Raw genomic sequence first — 17,733 nt, 5'->3', positions numbered from 1 at the left:
GCGGCGAGCGCGCTCAGAAGGGCCAGACCCACGGGATCAGGGTCAGCGCCACCAGGGCGATGAGCAGGTTCAGGGGGCCGCCGAGGCGCAGGAAGTCGCCCAGGCGATAGCCGCCTGGACCATGGACCATCAGGTTGGTCTGATAGCCGATCGGCGTCAGGAAGCTCGCCGAGGCGGCGAACATCACCGCCACCACGAAGGGCATGGGGCTCACCCCCAGGCTCTCGGCCCCGGCCATCACCACCGGGAAGGCGATCACCACGGCCGCGTTGTTGGTGACGAGCTCCGTGAGCAGCGCCACCAGCAGGTAGCTCCCCACCAGCAGCAGCCAGGGATTGCCGTCCGCGAGCGACAGCGCCAGACCGGCCAGCGTGGCCGCGGCGCCCGAGCTCTCCAGGGCCGCCCCCAGCCCGAAGGAGGCGGCGATGGTCAGCAGCACCTGAGTGTCGAGCCCACGCCGCGCCGCGCCGACCGAGCAACAGCCGGTGGCCAGCGCCAGCAGCGCACCGAGCATGGCGGCCTTCATCAGGCTCATCACCCCGAGGCTCGCCAGCGCCACCACCCCCGCCAGGATGGCCCAGGCCAGCCAGGCCTTCTCGTGGACCGGGCGCGCGGCGCCGTTGACGGTGCTGATCAGCAGGAAGTCCCGGGACTGGCGGTGGCGCTCGATGAAGGGCGGGCGCGCCTCGAGCAGCAGAACGTCGGCGGGCTGCAGGCGGATCTGGCCGAGGTTGCCGGCGACCCGCTCGCCACCGCGACAGACCGCCAGCACCGCCGCCCCGTAGAGGGTGCGGAAGTGGCCGTCGCGGATGCGCCGGCCGATGAACTGGCACTGGCCGGAGACCACCGCCTCCACCAGTCGACGCTCCTTGAAGTCCTTCTCGAGGCTCGAGACGCCCTGGCGGGTCGGCACGAGCCCGCGGATCTGCTGCAGCTCCACGGCACCCTCGCGGGTCCCGGCGAACACCAGCCGGTCGCCGCCCTTGAGGCGCTCGCCGGGCCCCACCACGCTGACGACGTTGCCGTCGCGCTCGATCTCGACCAGGAACAGCGCCTGCAGGTGGCGCAGGCCGGCCTCCTCGACCGTGCGATCCACCAGCGGCCCCTCGGGGGCCACCTCCATCTCGATGGTGAACTCGCGGGGATTGTCGAAGGCCGAGGCCGCGCCCCGCCGCGCCGGCAGCAGGCGCGGCGCCAGTAGCCGCAAGTAGAGCAGCCCCACCACGGCCACCGGCACACCGACCCAGGCGATGTCGAACAGCCCCATGGCCAGGGAGGGGTCGCGGTCGACCAGCAGGCCGTGGACCACCAGATTGGTGCTGGTGCCGAACAGGGTGATGGTGCCGCCGAGAATCGAGGCGAAGCTCAGCGGCATCAGCAGGCGGTGCGCCGGCACGCGGACCCGGCGACTCCAGCTCAGCACCGCCGGGATGAAGGTCGCCACCACCGGCGTGTTGTTGAGCAGGGCGCTGAGCGAGGCGACCGGCAGCAGCAGGCGCAGCAGCGCCCGGCCCTCGGTGCGCGGCCGCCCCAGCACGTGGCGTAGGATCAGGTCGATGCCGCCGGTCTCGCGGATGCTGGTCACCAGCACATACATGAAGGCCACGGTGAACAGCCCCGTGCTCGAGAAGCCCGACAGCGCCTGGGCCGGCTCGATCACCCCGAGGGTGAGCAGCAGGATCACCGCACCGAGCAGCACGATGTCGGGGCCGACGCGGGAGAGGGCCATCAGCGGGAAGACGGCGATGACGATGGCCAGGGAAAGCCAGGCATCCAGCGGCATGGGAGGATCCGGTCGCGACGAAACGACCTTCATTGTGACCGCCGCCAGTTATTCTAAAAAGTTATTTTTGGAAATCTAGAAATAAGTTTTCAGAATAAAAGATCGCGATACCACCCACGCAAAAAGGCCCGCGTTCGCGGGCCTTTTCCGACTGCCGTCAGGCAGTCACATCACGGTCGGTCGACGATCAGTCGAGGGCCTTGATGTTGGAAGCCTGGAGGCCTTTCTTGCCCTGGGTGACGTCGAAGGAGACCTTCTGACCGTCCTGCAGGGACTTGAAGCCGTCAGCCTGGATCTCGGAGAAGTGGGCGAACAGGTCGTCGCCGTTATCGTCCGGAGAGATGAAGCCGAAGCCTTTGGTGTCGTTGAACCACTTGACGGTACCGGTAGCCATGATCGAATTCCTCGAATAGCGTGAGATTGTGCCGGGAAATACCCGAGTTGCAGTGGGTAAAACAAGAAACTTTCACCGGGAAATCGACGCTATGAGCTTTCGATGACCGCTTGGACGTTCCAATTGCTAACCAACTGCACGCATAGTGCGCCCTCAGCGAGGGCAGGTCAAACCTTATTTTCACCGCGTGACGAGAAAGTGAGAGAACGATGATAAGAAGATGACGCCGCGATGGAGGCCGATCCGGCAGGATCAGATTACCGGCACGCCGATCAGCCAGGCGTGCAAGGAGAGAGCGAAGATCCCGTAGGCGACCAGGCCGATCGCCACCGTGGCCGCGGTGCCGAGCGCGCTCGGGGCGGCGATCGGTGGCCGGGGACGACGACGCGCCGCGCGGAAGTCGGCCACCGCCCAGAGCAGGAAGGCGCCGAACAGCACGATTTCCGACAGCCGGCCGTTGGCCAGCAGGTGGGAAAAGGCCCACAGCTTGACCGCCAGGATCATCGGATGGCCGAGCCTCGTCTTGAGGTGGTTGCGCGGCACATAGGCCGCCACCAGCAGCACGAAGGCGGGTATCATGAGCAGCGCGACGGCATGGCGAAGGCCCAGCGGCGGCTGCCAGACCCACACCGGGTCCAGGCGGGTCTGGCCGTAGCCCCAGATCACGAGGGCCAGGCCGAGGAGCGAGACCGCCGAGTAGGCCGCCTTCCAGGGCAGCGCGCCCACCTGCTGGATCCGGGCGCTTCGCCAGTCGTCGGCCAGGAGGCGCACCGAGTGCGTCCCGAGAAAGATCAGCAGGCCGAGCAGCATCACGATCATGGTCGGGGTCTCCATCGAGGGAAGGGAACAAGGGGAACCTTGTCGCCGCCAGCCTAGTCGGTTGACTCGACCACGACCAGAGAACTCGGCCGCCACGGCTCATCGATGCAAAGGACTGTCATGCCCTCCGACACCGCCCCCCTGCCCGAGGTCCTCGCCGGCCCCATCCTGCGTCGCCTGAGCGCGGAGCGCCTGGTGATCTGGCTGGTGGGCTCGCGACCCCTCGCACCGAGCCTGATGCTGCACCCGGTCGGGCACACGCCGCGCCGGCTGACGCTCAACGATTCGCGCCTGCGGCGGCTGCCGCTGGGGCGCGATGCCTGGCTGCACCTGATCGACGTCCGCCTCGACACGCCCCTGCCCCGGGGCGTGCGCATCGACTACGACCTGAAGCTCCCCGGCGAGGCGGGCTCGACCGGCATAGCGGACTGGGCGCCCCACCTGCTGCACGAGGGCGCCACGCACCCCAGCTTCGTGCTCGCCGAGCGCCACGGCCGGCTGATGCACGGCTCCTGCCGGCGCCCCCATCACGAGGGCGCGGACGGCCTGGTGCGCGCCGACGCCTGGCTCGCCGAGCGCCGTGATTCGCCCGAGGCCTGGCCGGCCTGGCTGCTGATGACCGGCGACCAGGTCTACACCGACGACGTGGCCGGCCCGATGCTGGTCGCCATCCATGCCCTGATCCGTCGCCTGGGGCTCTTCGACGAGACCCTGGAGGGCGCCACCGTGGCCGACAGCCAGGCGCTCTACGCCGACCCCGCGAGCTACTATCGCCGCGAGGCGCTGCTGCCCGAGGCCGAGAGCAGCGAGAAGGTGCGCAAAGGCTTCTTCGGCGGGGCGCGCAAGCCGGTGTTCACCTCGGCCAACGCCCACAACCACCTGATGAGCTTCGCCGAGGTGATCGCCTTGTACCTGCTCGCCTGGTCGCCGACCCCGTGGCGCCTGGTGAACCTCGAGGCGCCGGCGCTGGACGAGACGCACGCCGAACGCTTTCGTGCCGAGCGGGCGGTGATCGAGCGCTTCGCCGCGGGCCTGCCCGCCGCCGCCCGGGTGATGGCCCACCTGCCCTCGCTGATGATCTTCGACGACCACGACATCACCGACGACTGGAACCTCACCGCGGACTGGGAAAGCACCGCTTACGGCCACCCCTTCTCGAAGCGGATCATCGGCAACGCCCTGCTCGCCTACCTGCTCTGCCAGGGCTGGGGCAACGACCCGGAACGCCTGGCCGCGCCGCTCGACGACGCCGCCGCGCTGCTCGAGCGCGCCGCCGACCAGGCGGGCTGGCTGCCCGCCGGGGAGCAGGATGCGGTGCTCGAGCGGCTGCTGCGCTTCCAGGGCTGGGAGGTCGAGGTCGAGGGCGACCCGAAGCTCGTGATCCTCGACACCCGCACCCGGCGCTGGCGCAGCGAGCGAAGCCCCACCCGCCCTTCCGGCCTGATGGACTGGGAGGCGCTCTCGGAGCTCCAGCAGAACGTGATGGGGGCGGCGTCGGTGGTGATCGTCTCGCCGGCGCCGATGTTCGGCGTCAAGCTGATCGAGACCATCCAGCGGCTCTTCACCCTGGCCGGCCGGCCACTGCTGGTGGATGCCGAGAACTGGATGGCCCACCGCGGCGCGGCGAGCGTGATGATGAACATCTTCCGCCACTCCCGCACCCCGGGCCACTACGTGATCCTCTCCGGCGACGTGCACTACTCCTTCGCCTACGACATCCACATCCGCCATCGCCGCGAGGGGCCGAGACTCTGGCAGATCACCTCCAGCGGCGTGAAGAACGCCTTCCCCGACACCCTGCTCGACTGGTTCGACCGACTGAACCGCTGGCTCTATGCGCCACGCTCGCCGCTCAACTGGCTCACCCAGCGTCGCCGCATGGTGGTCTCGCCGCGCGACCCCGATCGGGCCAAGGCGGGGGAAAGGCTCTGGAACGGCGCCGGCATCGGCCTGGTGGAGCTCGACGCCGAGGGCCGCCCCAGCGACATCCGCCAGCTCGACGCCAGGGGGTTCGACGTGCGCTTCCCGCCGCCCCCGGGCAAGGATGAGGCAGAGACGGACTAGACCGAGACCGCTCGCCGGGCGGCCGTCCGGCGCCGCACCAGCGCATCCACCGCGGCCATCAGGATCAGCGAGGCGCCGACCAGCGGGAAGATCGCCCCGCCGATGGCCAGCAGCGCCAGCACGCCGCGCAGCCGCCGCGGGTCGGAGGGCGTCGGCGGCACGCCGAGCCTCCCGGTCGGGCGGCGCGTCCACCACATCACCGCCGCGGAGACACACAGCAGCACGATGCCGGCGCAGGCCAGGGCCAGGATCAGCTTGTTGGCCAGGCCGTACTGCTGGCCCAGGTGCACGTTGATGCCCCACTCCAGGCCGCGCCCCAGCGGGCCGTAGTCGGCATAGCGCATGTCGAGCAGCGCCTCGCCGCGGTACTGGTCGAGGTGCACGACGCGCTGTCGGCTCAGGTCGTCCGGGTAGGCGGAGCCGGTGTAGACGCCCGTCGGTCCGGCCGGCAGGTTGACCGCATAGCCCGGCGCCAGCCCCAGCTCATCGAAGATCGCCACCGCGCGGTCGAGGCCGATCGGCGCGGCCGCGCCGGCATTGACCTCGGAGATCGGGAGTTGCGCCTGCTCCAGCGACCAGGTCGTGGCCTCGCGCTCGGCCAGGCGCTCGTCGGACATCGGCACGTTGACCCGCACGCCGTCCGGGTAGCCGAAGTTGTGGCCGTTGGCCAGCTCGTTGACCTTGCTGCCCCACAGCGCCGACCAGGGCATGCCGGTCACGGCCAGGAACAGGATGACGCCGCCGACGAAGAGCCCGGTCACCGCGTGCAGGTCGCGCCAGAACACCCGCTTGCCGGGCCTGGCGCGCACCGTCACCACGCCCCCGCGCCGGCCCCGCGGCCACCACAGATAGAGGCCGGTCAGCACCAGCAGGATGCTCCAGCCGCCGACGATCTCGATCAGCAGGCTGGCGTTGTCGCCGAACAGGCTGAGGCTGTGCAGCTGCCGCACCCACCACATAACGGTGCCCCGGTAGGGCATCTGGCCGGTCACCTCGCCGTCATGGGGATCGACGAACACCGCCACCCGGCTGCCGTCCGGGCGGCTCACGTCGACCTCGGCGGCGAAGGTCTCGCCGGCCGGCGGCACGTAGCGAAACGCCTCGCCATCGACCGCGGCCAGCGCCGCGTCGCGCTGGACGCTCGGATCCACCATGGCCGTCTCGCGGGCCTCGACCGTCATCAGGTCGGCGTGCCACCAGCGATCGATGTCGTCGTGGAAGAGATAGAGGGCACCGGTGATCGCCAGGGAGATCAGAAACGGGAGGACGATCAGCCCGGCATAGAAGTGCCAGCGCCAGACGGCGCGATAGCGATCCTGCGCCCGTTGTCGGAGGGAGGGGCAACTGATGGAGGCATTGCTCATGGGAGTCTCGCTCGAAGGGTCATGAGGACGCACGCCCTCGCCGCGCGGCCGGTCGACGACGGAGAGGAGCGAGGAGCGCTCGGATCATGGTCGGGAACGGCCGAGGGAAAGGGCGACATGGTAGCGCAGCGGCCAGCGCGACGCCCGCGGCCTCGGCGTGCGCGTTGCCGGCCCGGCATTCCGACGGTTCGGCGTTCCGACGGTTCGGCGATCCGGCGACCCGGGCCCCCGCCGGCCTGGGTGAGTCGGCCTCACCCGGGGCGCCGGCGGCGCCAGAGCGAGAGCCCTGCGGCCATGATCAGCCAGGTCATGGCCGCGGCCACGCCGTCGTCGAGCACGATGCCGATGCCGCCGGGCAGCGTCTCCGCCCGGCTCACCGGCGCCGGCTTGGCGATGTCGAAGCCACGGTAGACCACGTAGGCCCCGGCCAGGGCCGCGGGGTGGCGAGCCGCGGCCTGGCCGAGCACCGCCACCGGAAAGGCGACGATCTCGTCGAGCACGATGCGCCCGTCGTCCTTGAGGCCCAGCGCGCTCGCGGCCTGATGGCAGACCGGCATCGCCGCCACCATCAGCGCCGCCGTGAGGGCGAGCTGCATTCGTCGCGAGCGCCCCAGCAGCCACCAGGCGAGCGGCAGACCCAGCAGCGCGCCGAGCGTTCCCGGGGCCCAGGGCGAGAGCCCCAGGCCCAGCCCCGTCGAGAGGGCCAACAATAGCGTCTCCATCCCTGCTCCCTGTCACTGAACGACCACACTGAACGATCACGCTGAACGGCCACGCTGAACAACGGCACCGAACAGCGGCACGGCACCCGCCGACGCGGGCAGGCACCGAACGCCCGACACCTTACCCCCGGCGCGCAGCGTCGTCGACGCCGACCGGCCGGCGGCCGGCGGCCGTCGGGCTTCGACAAGTGCGGCCGGTCGACGCATCATGGAGCGTTCATCCACCGACCCCGTTCGCCCCGCCCATGAGTCACGACACCACGGCACGCAACCGCCGCATGACCCACTTCGACGGCCACGAGGCGCTCTGGCTGTTCGGCTACGGCTCGCTGATCTGGAAGGCCGACTTCCCCTTCCTCGAGCGTCGCCGCGCCCATATCCACGGCTGGGAGCGTCGCTTCTGGCAGGGCTCCCACGACCACCGCGGCACCCCCGAGGCCCCCGGCCGGGTGGCTACCCTGGTGCGTCGGCCGGGGGCGATCTGCCACGGCATGGCCTACCGCATCGCCCCGGAGGTGCTGGGCCCGCTGGACGTGCGCGAGAAGAACGGCTACCTGCGCGAGCTGACCCGGCTGCACTTCGACGACGGCGACCGGCCGACGAGCGCCGAGGGGCTCTTGTACCTGGCCACCGAGGAGAACGCCGCCTTTCTCGGCGACGCGCCCCTCGACGCCATTGCCGAGCAGATCGCCGCCGCCCACGGCCCCAGCGGCCCCAACCGCGACTACCTGGTCAACCTGGCCCGGGCCCTGCGCGAACTCGGCGTGGACGATCCCCACGTGTTCGCGCTGGCGGCGCGCCTGCCCCATCCGGCAGGCGCCGACCGCCCCGGAGATCCCGACAACGATCCCGACCACGATCCCCAGATCACGGAGACGATCTTCCCATGAGCGTGACCCTCGACGACATCCGCAAGGCCGCCGCCCGCCTCGAGGGCAGCGTGGAGCACACCCCCTGCCTGCACTCCGCGACCCTCTCCCGGCTCACCGGCTGCGAGGTCTACATCAAGTTCGAGAACCATCAGTTCACCGCCTCCTTCAAGGAGCGCGGCGCGCTGAACCACCTGCTGTCGCTGACGCCGGCGGAGCGCGCCCGAGGCGTGATCGCCATGTCCGCCGGCAACCATGCCCAGGCGGTGGCCTACCACGCCGCCCGGCTGGGCATCCACGCCACCATCGTCATGCCCCGCCACACCCCCAACCTCAAGGTGCGCAACACCCGCGACTTCGGCGCCGAGGTGCACCTGGAGGGCAACGGCGTCGACGAGGCCGGCGCCTACGCCCAGCGCCTCGCCGAGGAGCGCGACCTGGTCTTCGTGCATCCCTACGACGACGCGAGGGTCATCGCCGGCCAGGGCACCATCGCCCCGGAGATGCTCGAGGCGGCCCCCGACCTGGACTGCCTGGTGATCCCCATCGGCGGCGGCGGGCTGATCGGCGGCAACGCCGTGGCGGCCAAGGCCCTGAAGCCCGACATCGAGGTGATCGGGGTGCAGACCCGACGCTTCCCGGCCATGCAGCAGGCGCTGGCCGGCGAGGAGATCCACTGCGGCCTGGCCACCCTGGCCGAGGGCATCGCGGTCAAGCAGCCCGGTCACCTGACCCGGGAGATCGTGCGCGAGCTGGTCAGCGACATCGTGCTGGTGGACGAGCCCGAGATCGAGCGCGCCATCCTGATGCTGCTGGAGATCGAGAAGAGCGTGGCCGAGGGCGCCGGCGCCGCGGGGCTAGCCGCCCTGCTCAGCGACCCGGCGCGCTACCGGGGCCGCAAGGTGGGGCTGGTGCTGTGCGGCGGCAACATCGACATGCTGGCGCTCTCCTCGGTGATCCAGCGCGGCCTGGTGCGCTCCGGTCGTATCGTGCGGGTGCGGGTCGGCATCCCCGACGTGCCCGGCTCGCTGGCCGAGCTGACCCGGCTGCTCGCCGCACAGCGCGCCAACGTCATCCAGATCGCCCACCAGCGCACCTTCACCGACCTCTCGCTGCGTGCCACCGAGGTGGAGGCGACCCTGGAGACGCTCGGCAGCGACCACACCCGCGAGGTGATCGCCGCGCTGCGCGCCGAGGGCTACGATCCGGTGCTGCCCGCCAACGAGGTGCATCCCGACGAGCGCTGGGCCGCCGACCCCGAGGGCCAGCACTGAGATGGGTACCCTGGCGATCTACGTCGCCGCCGCCCTGGCCGAGATCGCCGGCTGCTTCAGCGTCTGGGCCTGGTGGCGGCTGGACAGGACGGCCCTCTGGCTGATGCCGGGGCTCGCCAGCCTGGCGCTCTTCGCCTGGCTGCTGAGCCTCTCCGGGGCAGACTATGCCGGACGCGCCTATGCTGCCTATGGAGGCGTCTACATCGCCGCCTCGCTGGCCTGGCTGTGGCTGGTCGAGCAGCGCCTGCCCGACCGCTGGGACCTCGCCGGCGCGACCCTCTGCCTGGCGGGTGCCGGCCTCATCCTGCTCGGGCCCCGAGGCGGGGGATGATCTCGGTCAGGAGACGCGCGCCGTCGCGGGGCGATCTCTGGCAGAGGATCGATGGCAGGCGTACCCTATGCGCGTCCGTGACGCCTTTCACCCCATCACCTCAACCAAAGGAAGCGTGATGAGCAGCAAGATCAACGTGTCCGCCCCCCTGGTCATCCTGCACGGCGACGAGATGGCCCAGGTCGCCTTCGAACGCATCCTCGAGACCTTCGTCACTTCACGGCTGGACGTCGACCTCGTGGAGATCGACCTGACCGCGGAGAACCGCCTGGTCACCAACGGCCAGGCGGTGATCGACGCCATCGAGGCCCTCAAGCAGCACGGCGTGGGCGTCAAGAACGCCGGCATGACCGTCAATCGCGCCCAGCTGGGCGAGCTGCTGGCCAAGCATCCCGAGCTCGACGGCACCACCCTGCACCCGCTGGCCACCAAGTCGCCCAACGGCGCCATCCGCAAGGGCATCGGCGGCAACATCACCCGGGAGGACATCCAGTTCCGCAACCTGGAGTTCAACACCCCGGAGTGGATCGGCCGCGACATCGAGGTGGAGACCATGGACGGCGGCGGCATCAAGGACAGCTTCAACGAGCTCTCCAGCGCCACCGGCATCGTCAAGCTGCTGTTCGTGGGGGAGAGCGGGGACCCGGTGGAGCTGCACCGCCGCGAGGTGAAGAAGGGCGACCCCTGGCTGCTCGCCACCAACGACATCGACGACGTCAAGGCCTGGGCGCACCGCTTCTTCCAGCGCGCCATCGACGAGAAGCGCGACATCTACCTGGGGCTCAAGGACACCGTGATCGCCGGCTACGACGGCGTGATGCGGGCCGCCATCGAGGACATCTACCGCGAGCACTACCAGGCCCAGGTCGAGGCACTGGGGCTCGCCTACCACTACGAGCTGATCGACGCCCAGGCCGCGCGCCTCGTCGCCAACCCGCCGGAGCGGGCGCTGTGGGGCGTGCCGGACAACACCACCGGCCGCAAGCTCTACAAGCTGGTCGAGGAGCTCAAGGTCCACGGCATCCCGAAGCGCAAGGCCCACGTCTCGCTGTCGCGGATGAGCGCCGGCGGCGGCGACCAGTACGGCAGCTACAACGCCCCCGCCCTGGAGAACGGCATCCTCAAGGTGGTGGTCGACGGCGAGGAGAAGCACGCCCGCCACGTCAAGCAGGGCGACCCGATCCTGCTGATGTCCAACGACCACGAGGCGATCAAGGACTGGGTCACCCAGGTGTTCCGCGACGCCTCGCACAAGGACAAGGAGGTCTACTTCGGCCTCAAGCGCGAGTACATGGAGTACGACGACGTCTTCAGCACCGCCATCACCGACGTGCGCCGGGAGCTGGCCAAGGCCGACACCCCGCCCCCGTCGTTCATGATCATGCGGCCCTCGCGTCAGCTCATCAAGATGATCACCGATCCGCCCCGCAACGCCCTCTACCCGGCGCAGAACCTCGACGGCGATATCTTCTCGGACATCTCCGCGGCGCTCGGCGGCAGCCTCGCAACCGCCAGCTCGATCATCGAGAGCAAGAACGGCACCATGCTCTTCGAGGCGCCCCACGGCACCGCCCACGACCTCTACCTGAAGTACCTGGAGAGCGACGGCCGCGAGGCGCACTTCAACTCCTCGGCGCTGATCTTCGCCGTGGCCAACGCCCTGGAGACCCTGGGCGGGCGCGAGGCCAACGCGGCCCTGGTCGACTACGCCATCGGCCTCAAGGCCGCGCTGATCGACACCGTCGCCGACGGCGTCATCACCGGCGACCTCAAGGGCAAGACCACCGACCCGGCCGCCGAGACCCTCGTCGACATGCAGGGCTTCCTGGACGCCGTGGCCGAGCGGCTCCCCGCCTGACGCCCTCCCCCGCGACGCGCTCACCCCGGGCGCGCTTATCGTGACGCCCCGCGACCCCGCCCCTCCGGGCGGGGTCGCTTTTTTTCGCCGCCCGGCCCCATACAGCCATAACATCTGCCAATTCCTCTCTGGACAGATATTTCATCCATCCCGGCAGTGATTGCTGCTAGAATCGCGCGCGACACGCAGACGCCCCCGTCCCGGCCGGGGGCGTCTGTCCGCCCATTACAATGCCCGAGAGATCCTCCATGATCGCCACCCTGCACACCCTCGGCCGCCCGCTGATGCGACTGGGGCTGATCCCCCAGATCGCCATCGGCATCGTCTGCGGCATCCTGCTCGCCACCCTCGCACCGGACACCGCCCAATCGGTCTCGCTGCTGGGCGAGCTGTTCATCTCCGCGCTGAAGGCGGTCGCCCCGATCCTGGTGTTCGTCCTGGTCACCGCGGCCATCGCCGGCCACCGGAAGGGGCAGCCGACCCATATCCGCTCGGTGATGGTGCTCTACGTGATCGGCACCCTGGTCGCCGCCCTGGTGGCCGTGGCGGCGAGCTTCGCGTTCCCCACCACCCTGGCGCTGGATCGCCCCGAGGTCAGCGGCAACCCGCCGGGCGACATCATCGAGATCCTGCAAAACCTGCTGCTCAACGCCGTCGCCAACCCGGTCACGGCGCTCATGGAGGGCAACTTCATCGCCATCCTGGTGTGGGCCATCGGCCTCGGCATCATGCTGCGCCAGGCGAGCGATGCCACCCGCACCCTGCTCGGCGACCTCTCCGAGGCCGTCTCGAACATCGTGCGCCTGGTGATCCGCTTCGCCCCGCTGGGCATCTTCGGCCTGGTCGCCAACACCCTGGCGGAGTCGGGCATGAGCGCCCTGCTCGACTACGGCCACCTGCTGGCGGTGATCGTCGGCTGCATGCTGTTCGTCGCCCTGGTCACCAACCCGCTGATCGTCTACTGGCAGACCCGCGAGAACCCCTACCCGCTGGTCTTCACCTGCCTGCGCGGCAGCGCCATCACCGCCTTCTTCACGCGCAGCTCGGCGGCCAACATCCCGGTCAACCTGGAGCTCTGCAAGCGCCTCCGGCTGCACGCCGACACCTACGCCATCTCGATTCCGCTGGGCGCCACGATCAACATGTGCGGCGCGGCCATCACCATCACCGTGATCACGCTCTCCGCCGCCCATACCCTGGGGATCGGCGTCGACTTCCCCACCGCCCTGCTGCTGTGCATCGTCTCGGCGCTGGCCGCCTGCGGCGTCTCCGGCGTGGCCGGCGGCTCGCTGCTGCTGATTCCCATGGCCAGCAACCTGTTCGGCATCTCCACCGACGTGGCCATGCAGGTAGTGGCGATCGGCTTCGTGATCAGCGTGGTGCAGGACTCCACCGAGACCGCCCTGAACTCCTCCACCGACGTGCTGTTCACCGCGGCCGCCTGTCGCCGCGAGGAGAACGCCCGGGGGTGACGGATGCCCCCTCCGCCTCGGTCCCGTGCTCGCCACGGGGCCGCGGGCCCTCGGCGATGCCTGCCATCGCCACGCCCCTCGCTCACCCCGCCGCAGCTCGCCCCGTCAGGGTATGACGTTTACCACCCTCAACATGAATCAACGGCTCACTCTTCAGTCTGATAGCGTTGAGGCAACATCGCGCCTGACGATGGACAAGATCGGCGGCATTTAAGATAGTGGGAGCCTCTGGATACACTTCGTAACCGGCATCCAACAATGGGACACCGGGACCGCCCACGTTCACTCAGGAAGTGCCGACGCCATGCCTACCCTCCCGTCCTCCCGCCGCCTCGACCGCGTTCTCCCGGCGACTCTGCGGCGCCTTCTTCCGATGCTCTGCCTGCTGCTGGCCATGGGTAGCCAGGCCTCGGACGACATCGCCACCGAGGCGCCGATCCTGACCCTCACCCAGGGCAGCGACCGCCAGACGCTCTCGCTTGACGCGATCGAGGCCACCGGCGATCTGCACCACATCCGGATGCAGCACCCCGAGGGCCCCGAGGGGCGCTTCTCGGGCGTCTGGCTGGATGCCTTCCTGGCCCAGCATGGCCTGGAGGACGCCCGGCGCGTGCGCTTCATCGCCGATGACGGCTACACCACCTTCCTCAGCCAGGCCCAGCGCCAGGAGAAGGCCTACCTGCTGGCGACCCGGCTCGACGGCGAGCCGATCGGCGTGGACCGACTCGGCCCGCTGATGCTGGTGGTGCCCGAGGACGCCGAGGCCGTCCTGGACGGCTCGGTGCCGATGGACCGCTGGATCTGGGCGCTCGAGGAAATCCGCGCCAGATGACGACGCTCCCGGTGAAGGCGCTTCGCCGTCGCCTGCTGCTGGCCTTCGGGCTGATCGCCACGGTCTGCACCGTGGCGATCGCGTATTACGCCGTCCAGGCGCGCCAGCATGTCGGCGCCGACTACACCTCCATGGTCGCCGACGTGGTCCGCTCCCAGTCGGATCCCCAGGAACTGCTGATGGCCCTGGCGCGGCTCGAGGATGACCATCCGGATCACCACGCCCACCAGGATGAGCTGGCCGAGCTGCTGCTGCGCATTCCCCGGCGCATCATGAATCTCCGGGTACAGATCCTGCGCAGCGACCTCCCCCCCCAGGACTTCACGCCGCTGCTCGACGAGATGAGCCTGATGAAGGAACGGGTCGAGACCCTGCTGACCCGCTTCTCCCGGGCGCGACGCGACGGCCTCGACGCCGAGGAGATCGATGCGCTGCGTGAGCTCGGCTTCGAGATCGAGGTGGGGCTCGCCTGGAGCTACAGCGAGCTCAGCCTGCTGGTGCAGAACGCCTCCGCCGGACAGCGCCAGCTGATGCGGCGGCTCACCCTGGCGGTGATCGGCCTGCTGGTGATGGTGCTGGCCGCCGTCGGCGCGGTGATGCTGATGATGCTGCGCCTGCAGCGCCAGCGAGACATGATGCGCCTCCAGAGCCAGACCGACATGCTGACCGGGCTCTACAACCGACGACGCCTGCAGGAGGTGGCCGAACGGGAGTTCGCCCGCCGCCGTCGCCACCCCTCGCCGCTCGCCCTGATGCTGATCGACCTGGATCACTTCAAGTACATCAACGACACCTACGGCCACCCGGTCGGGGACGCGGTGCTCTCCTCGTTCGCCGAGACCCTCCGTCAGCAGGTGCGGGGCCTGGATACCGTGGCACGCATGGGCGGCGAGGAGTTCGCGGTGCTGCTGCCGAACACCGACCGTCGCGCCGCGCGGCAGCTCGCCGAGCGCATCCTCGCCGCCACCCGCGCCATGGCGCTGCCGGACGCGGCCGCCGACCACCGAATCACGGTCAGTATCGGCGTGAGCGAGGCCCGGCATGACGACAGCTTCGAGCACCTCTACAGTCGCGCCGATCGGCGCCTCTACGGCGCCAAGACGGCGGGCCGGGATCGCGTGGTCTCGAGCGACGCCCTGACGGGCGTGCCCCGCGGCGACGCGTCGCCAGACGAAGGACGCGATGCGCCGGAGCGGCACAGCGCGTCCTAGGCGAGGCATCTAAAAATCAGTACACGATCCATCTTTCATTAGCGCAGGAGAGTTACCAATACTCGGGTGGCGACGATGCTGATCCAGCACAACTACAATGCCAACCGATAAAGGATGCTTCATGTCCCTCTCCAGCCTGCTCGACTGGCGCCTGCATGCGCTGGTCGTCATGACCGCCCTGCTCTCCGAACTCATCGGCATCCAGCGCCTCCCGCTGGGCCCCGGCACCCTGCTGCTGCTGCCGCTCTTCTACGCCTTCATCCTCGGGGTGCTGCTCAACCCCAACGTGACGCGCACCGCCGGCAAGCTCGTGCCCGCCCGCGTCAGCCACGCCGCCGGCCCGCTGATCCTGCTGTCGATCATGCCGTTCATCGCCCGCTTCGGCTCGACCATCGGTCCCGCCATCGAGGACCTGATCGACGCCGGTCCCGCGCTGATCCTCCAGGAGCTCGGCAACCTCGGCACCATGCTGATCGCCATGCCGCTGGCCGTGCTGGTGTTCAAGATGGGCCGCGAGGCGATCGGCGCCACCTACTCCATCGCCCGCGAGCCCAACATCGCCGTCATCTCCGACAAGTACGGCCTCAAGGGCCCGGAGGGCGTCGGCGTGATGGGCACCTACGTGGTGGGCACCATGTTCGGCACCCTGTGGTTCGCGCTGATGGCCGGCTACCTCACCTCGCTGGAGCTCTTCGACCCGCGCGCCCTGGCCATGGCCTGCGGCGTCGGCAGCGGCAGCATGGTCGCGGCCTGCTCGGCGGCCATCGCCGGCACCCTGCCCGAGCTGAAGGACGAGCTGATGGCCTTCGCCGGCGCCAGCAACCTGATGACCTACGCCACCGGCCTCTACCTGTCGCTGTTCATCGCCCTGCCGCTGGCCGAGAAGCTCTATGGCCTGCTCTCCGGCAAGCGCCGCGTGCAGGCCGTGGGCGCCCAGGTGACCGGCGCGCCGAGCGTCGATGACGCCCCGCAGGAGGAGCGTCCCGAGCGCGACCTGCCGAAGACCGCCCTGGCCATGGCCGCGGCCTGCGCGGTGGGCTGGGTGGCCAACACGGTCAACGGCACCGACCTGCTTACCGCCCTGCCGGGCATGCTGATCCTCTACGCCATGACCATGATCGGCCTGGTGATCACGCGCTTCGCCCCCTTCTACCTGCCGGGCGTCGCCTGGGTGTCGCTGGTCAGCATCGTGATGACGCTGCCCTGGTTCCCGGGCAGCGCCTGGCTGACCGAGCAGCTCGCCGCCGTCAACTTCCTGGCCATCGTGACCCCGGTGCTGGCCTACGCCGGCCTGGCGCTGACGCCCCGCGAGCTCGGCATGTTCCGCCAGGCGGGCTGGAAGCTCGTGATCATCGCCATGCTGGTCTTCACCGGCACCTTCCTCGCCTCCGCCCTGATCGCCGACCTGCTGCTGTGAGCCCGACCATGACCGAGACCACCTACCCCGACGCCGATACCCTGCGTGCCTGGCGCCAGGACTTCCACCGACACCCGGAGACCGCCTTCGAGGAGCACCGCACCAGCCGGCGCATCGCCGAGCGCCTCACCGAAGCGGGCCTCGAGATCGTCACCGGCCTCGGCGGCGGCACCGGCATCGTCGCCACCCTGGAGGGGCGGCGCGGGCCGGGGCCGAGCATCGGCCTGCGCGCCGACATCGACGCCCTCGACGTCACCGAGCTTAACGACGCCGACCACGCCTCGCAGGTGCCCGGCAAGATGCACGCCTGCGGCCACGACGGCCACACCACCATGCTGCTCGGCGCCGCCTGTCGGCTGGCCCGCGACCCCGACTTCGCCGGCCGCGTCCACTTCATCTTCCAGCCCGCCGAGGAGAGCGAGGGCGGCGGCCGGGTGATGGTCGAGGAGGGGCTCTTCGAGCGCTTCCCCATGGAGGCCGTCTACGGCGTCCACAACTGGCCGGGGCTCGCCGTCGGCGAGGCGGCGGTGCACGACACCGCGGTGATGGCGGCCTTCGACGTCTTCACCCTCACCCTCACCGGCCACGGCTGCCACGCCGCCATGCCGCACCTGGGCACCGATGCGATCCTCGCCGCCTGCCAGCTGGTCACCCAGCTGCAAGGGCTGATCAGCCGCGAGACGCCGGCCCACCAGACGGCGGTGCTGAGCGTGACCCAGTTCCACGCCGGCGACGCCTTCAACGTCATTCCCGAGACCGTGGAGCTGCGCGGCACCCTGCGCTGCTTCGACGAGCCGCTGCGCGCGCACCTGCAGGGGCGCTTCGAGGAGGCCGTCGCGTCGCTGGCCCAGTTCCACGGCCTGAGCGCGGATCTCGACTACCAGCCCCGCTACCCGGCGACCATCAACGTGCCCGAGCACGCCGAGCGCTGCGCCGCGGCGCTCGAGTCGCTGCCCGGCATCACCCGGGTCCACCGCGACCTGCCGCCGAGCATGGCCTCCGAGGACTTCGCCTTCATGCTCAACGCCCGCCCCGGCGCCTATATCTGGCTCGGCAACGGCGAGGAGAGCGCGGCGCTGCACAACCCCCACTACGACTTCGACGACCGGCTCACCCCGCTCGGCGTCGACTACTGGGTAGCGCTGGTGCGCCAGCTGCTCGGCGCTCCCCCCGCGGGCTGATTCCCGCCGCTCCCCGCCGAGCGGCGCCGCCCCCTCACGCCTGCCTGGCCGGCCGGACGCTCCGCCCGGCCGGGTCGGCCCCCCTGCGCCCGACCGCCGCGTCTTTTCCCTGACGCCCCCTTCGCTACCGACCAACTCGAGG

Annotated in this window: 15 protein-coding genes; 10 read left to right on the top strand and 5 right to left on the bottom strand. The window is 69.9% G+C overall.

The genetic code is table 11. The features are described from left to right. Positions 1-13: 13 nt before the first annotated feature. The 3 genes from FIU83_RS03695 to FIU83_RS03685 all read right to left on the bottom strand — a co-directional run bounded on the left by FIU83_RS03695 (position 14) and on the right by FIU83_RS03685 (position 2,996). Complete coding sequence (locus FIU83_RS03695) at positions 14-1,783, bottom strand: SLC13 family permease (protein ID WP_152482820.1); 1,770 nt, start codon at positions 1,781-1,783, stop codon at positions 14-16. A gap of 187 nt (positions 1,784-1,970) precedes the next feature. Beyond that, positions 1,971-2,177: a cold-shock protein gene (locus FIU83_RS03690; protein ID WP_152482819.1), complete on the bottom strand. Its 207-nt coding sequence runs from the start codon at positions 2,175-2,177 to the stop codon at positions 1,971-1,973. Positions 2,178-2,429: 252 nt separating this feature from the next. Further along, positions 2,430-2,996 carry an NnrU family protein gene (locus tag FIU83_RS03685; RefSeq protein WP_152482818.1) on the bottom strand — a complete coding sequence of 189 codons (567 nt, stop codon included), beginning with the start codon at positions 2,994-2,996 and terminating at the stop codon, positions 2,430-2,432. Positions 2,997-3,116: 120 nt separating this feature from the next. Here FIU83_RS03685 and FIU83_RS03680 point away from each other — a divergent pair, with 120 nt between their 5' ends. Further along, on the top strand, positions 3,117-5,060 hold the full coding sequence (locus FIU83_RS03680; protein WP_152482817.1) for an alkaline phosphatase family protein: 1,944 nt from the start codon (positions 3,117-3,119) through the stop codon (positions 5,058-5,060). Here FIU83_RS03680 and FIU83_RS03675 read toward each other — a convergent pair. Together FIU83_RS03675 and FIU83_RS03670 are read right to left on the bottom strand one after the other, a co-directional pair. Next, on the bottom strand, positions 5,057-6,424 hold the full coding sequence (locus FIU83_RS03675; protein ID WP_152482816.1) for a PepSY domain-containing protein: 1,368 nt from the start codon (positions 6,422-6,424) through the stop codon (positions 5,057-5,059). The two genes, FIU83_RS03680 and FIU83_RS03675, sit on opposite strands and share 4 nt — an antisense overlap. A gap of 251 nt (positions 6,425-6,675) precedes the next feature. Beyond that, positions 6,676-7,146, bottom strand: coding sequence for a phosphatidylglycerophosphatase A (locus tag FIU83_RS03670; RefSeq protein ID WP_152482815.1), 471 nt, complete (start codon positions 7,144-7,146; stop codon positions 6,676-6,678). 245 nt (positions 7,147-7,391) lie between these two features. On the opposite strand from FIU83_RS03670, the gene FIU83_RS03665 reads away from it, so the two are divergent. From FIU83_RS03665 to FIU83_RS03625, 9 genes are all read left to right on the top strand, one after another. Beyond that, the gene (locus FIU83_RS03665) at positions 7,392-8,036 is read left to right on the top strand and encodes a gamma-glutamylcyclotransferase (protein WP_152482814.1); all 645 of its coding nucleotides are present in this window, start codon (positions 7,392-7,394) and stop codon (positions 8,034-8,036) included. Then, positions 8,033-9,289, top strand: a complete 1,257-nt coding sequence (locus FIU83_RS03660; RefSeq protein ID WP_152482813.1) for a threonine ammonia-lyase — start codon at positions 8,033-8,035, stop codon at positions 9,287-9,289. Before FIU83_RS03665 ends, FIU83_RS03660 begins: the two co-directional genes overlap by 4 nt. Position 9,290: 1 nt before the next feature. Beyond that, the gene (locus tag FIU83_RS03655; RefSeq protein WP_152482812.1) at positions 9,291-9,620 is read left to right on the top strand and encodes a YnfA family protein; all 330 of its coding nucleotides are present in this window, start codon (positions 9,291-9,293) and stop codon (positions 9,618-9,620) included. A 118-nt stretch (positions 9,621-9,738) separates the two neighbouring features. Further along, entirely contained in the window at positions 9,739-11,478 is a 1,740-nt protein-coding gene (locus FIU83_RS03650) for an isocitrate/isopropylmalate family dehydrogenase (protein WP_152482811.1), read from the top strand. A gap of 248 nt (positions 11,479-11,726) precedes the next feature. Next, positions 11,727-12,950: a serine/threonine transporter SstT gene (gene sstT, locus FIU83_RS03645; RefSeq protein ID WP_152482810.1), complete on the top strand. Its 1,224-nt coding sequence runs from the start codon at positions 11,727-11,729 to the stop codon at positions 12,948-12,950. Positions 12,951-13,254: 304 nt separating this feature from the next. After that, positions 13,255-13,782: a molybdopterin-dependent oxidoreductase gene (locus tag FIU83_RS03640; RefSeq protein ID WP_152482809.1), complete on the top strand. Its 528-nt coding sequence runs from the start codon at positions 13,255-13,257 to the stop codon at positions 13,780-13,782. Continuing rightward, the gene (locus tag FIU83_RS03635) at positions 13,779-14,993 is read left to right on the top strand and encodes a GGDEF domain-containing protein (protein ID WP_152482808.1); all 1,215 of its coding nucleotides are present in this window, start codon (positions 13,779-13,781) and stop codon (positions 14,991-14,993) included. The genes FIU83_RS03640 and FIU83_RS03635 overlap by 4 nt, the downstream gene beginning before the upstream one ends. Positions 14,994-15,114: 121 nt before the next feature. Next, positions 15,115-16,410, top strand: a complete 1,296-nt coding sequence (locus FIU83_RS03630) for a DUF3100 domain-containing protein (RefSeq protein ID WP_152482807.1) — start codon at positions 15,115-15,117, stop codon at positions 16,408-16,410. Between the two features lie 8 nt (positions 16,411-16,418). After that, entirely contained in the window at positions 16,419-17,591 is a 1,173-nt protein-coding gene (locus FIU83_RS03625) for a M20 aminoacylase family protein (RefSeq protein ID WP_152482806.1), read from the top strand. The last annotated feature ends 142 nt before the right edge of the window (positions 17,592-17,733 follow it).

Source organism: Halomonas sp. THAF5a (assembly GCF_009363755.1).
Classification (GTDB): domain Bacteria; phylum Pseudomonadota; class Gammaproteobacteria; order Pseudomonadales; family Halomonadaceae; genus Halomonas.
Note: the sequence above shows the minus strand (reverse complement) of the source record. Positions and strands in the feature narration are given on the sequence as shown.

Coding starts and splice junctions, on each gene's coding strand:
- FIU83_RS03685 (WP_152482818.1), bottom strand. CDS start 2,996: ATGATCGTGATGCTGCTCGGCCTGCTGATCTTTCTCGGGACGCACTCG.
- FIU83_RS03650 (WP_152482811.1), top strand. CDS start 9,739: ATGAGCAGCAAGATCAACGTGTCCGCCCCCCTGGTCATCCTGCACGGC.
- FIU83_RS03680 (WP_152482817.1), top strand. CDS start 3,117: ATGCCCTCCGACACCGCCCCCCTGCCCGAGGTCCTCGCCGGCCCCATC.
- FIU83_RS03690 (WP_152482819.1), bottom strand. CDS start 2,177: ATGGCTACCGGTACCGTCAAGTGGTTCAACGACACCAAAGGCTTCGGC.
- FIU83_RS03635 (WP_152482808.1), top strand. CDS start 13,779: ATGACGACGCTCCCGGTGAAGGCGCTTCGCCGTCGCCTGCTGCTGGCC.
- FIU83_RS03625 (WP_152482806.1), top strand. CDS start 16,419: ATGACCGAGACCACCTACCCCGACGCCGATACCCTGCGTGCCTGGCGC.
- FIU83_RS03665 (WP_152482814.1), top strand. CDS start 7,392: ATGAGTCACGACACCACGGCACGCAACCGCCGCATGACCCACTTCGAC.
- FIU83_RS03670 (WP_152482815.1), bottom strand. CDS start 7,146: ATGGAGACGCTATTGTTGGCCCTCTCGACGGGGCTGGGCCTGGGGCTC.
- FIU83_RS03695 (WP_152482820.1), bottom strand. CDS start 1,783: ATGCCGCTGGATGCCTGGCTTTCCCTGGCCATCGTCATCGCCGTCTTC.
- sstT (WP_152482810.1), top strand. CDS start 11,727: ATGATCGCCACCCTGCACACCCTCGGCCGCCCGCTGATGCGACTGGGG.
- FIU83_RS03660 (WP_152482813.1), top strand. CDS start 8,033: ATGAGCGTGACCCTCGACGACATCCGCAAGGCCGCCGCCCGCCTCGAG.
- FIU83_RS03630 (WP_152482807.1), top strand. CDS start 15,115: ATGTCCCTCTCCAGCCTGCTCGACTGGCGCCTGCATGCGCTGGTCGTC.
- FIU83_RS03640 (WP_152482809.1), top strand. CDS start 13,255: ATGCCTACCCTCCCGTCCTCCCGCCGCCTCGACCGCGTTCTCCCGGCG.
- FIU83_RS03675 (WP_152482816.1), bottom strand. CDS start 6,424: ATGAGCAATGCCTCCATCAGTTGCCCCTCCCTCCGACAACGGGCGCAG.
- FIU83_RS03655 (WP_152482812.1), top strand. CDS start 9,291: ATGGGTACCCTGGCGATCTACGTCGCCGCCGCCCTGGCCGAGATCGCC.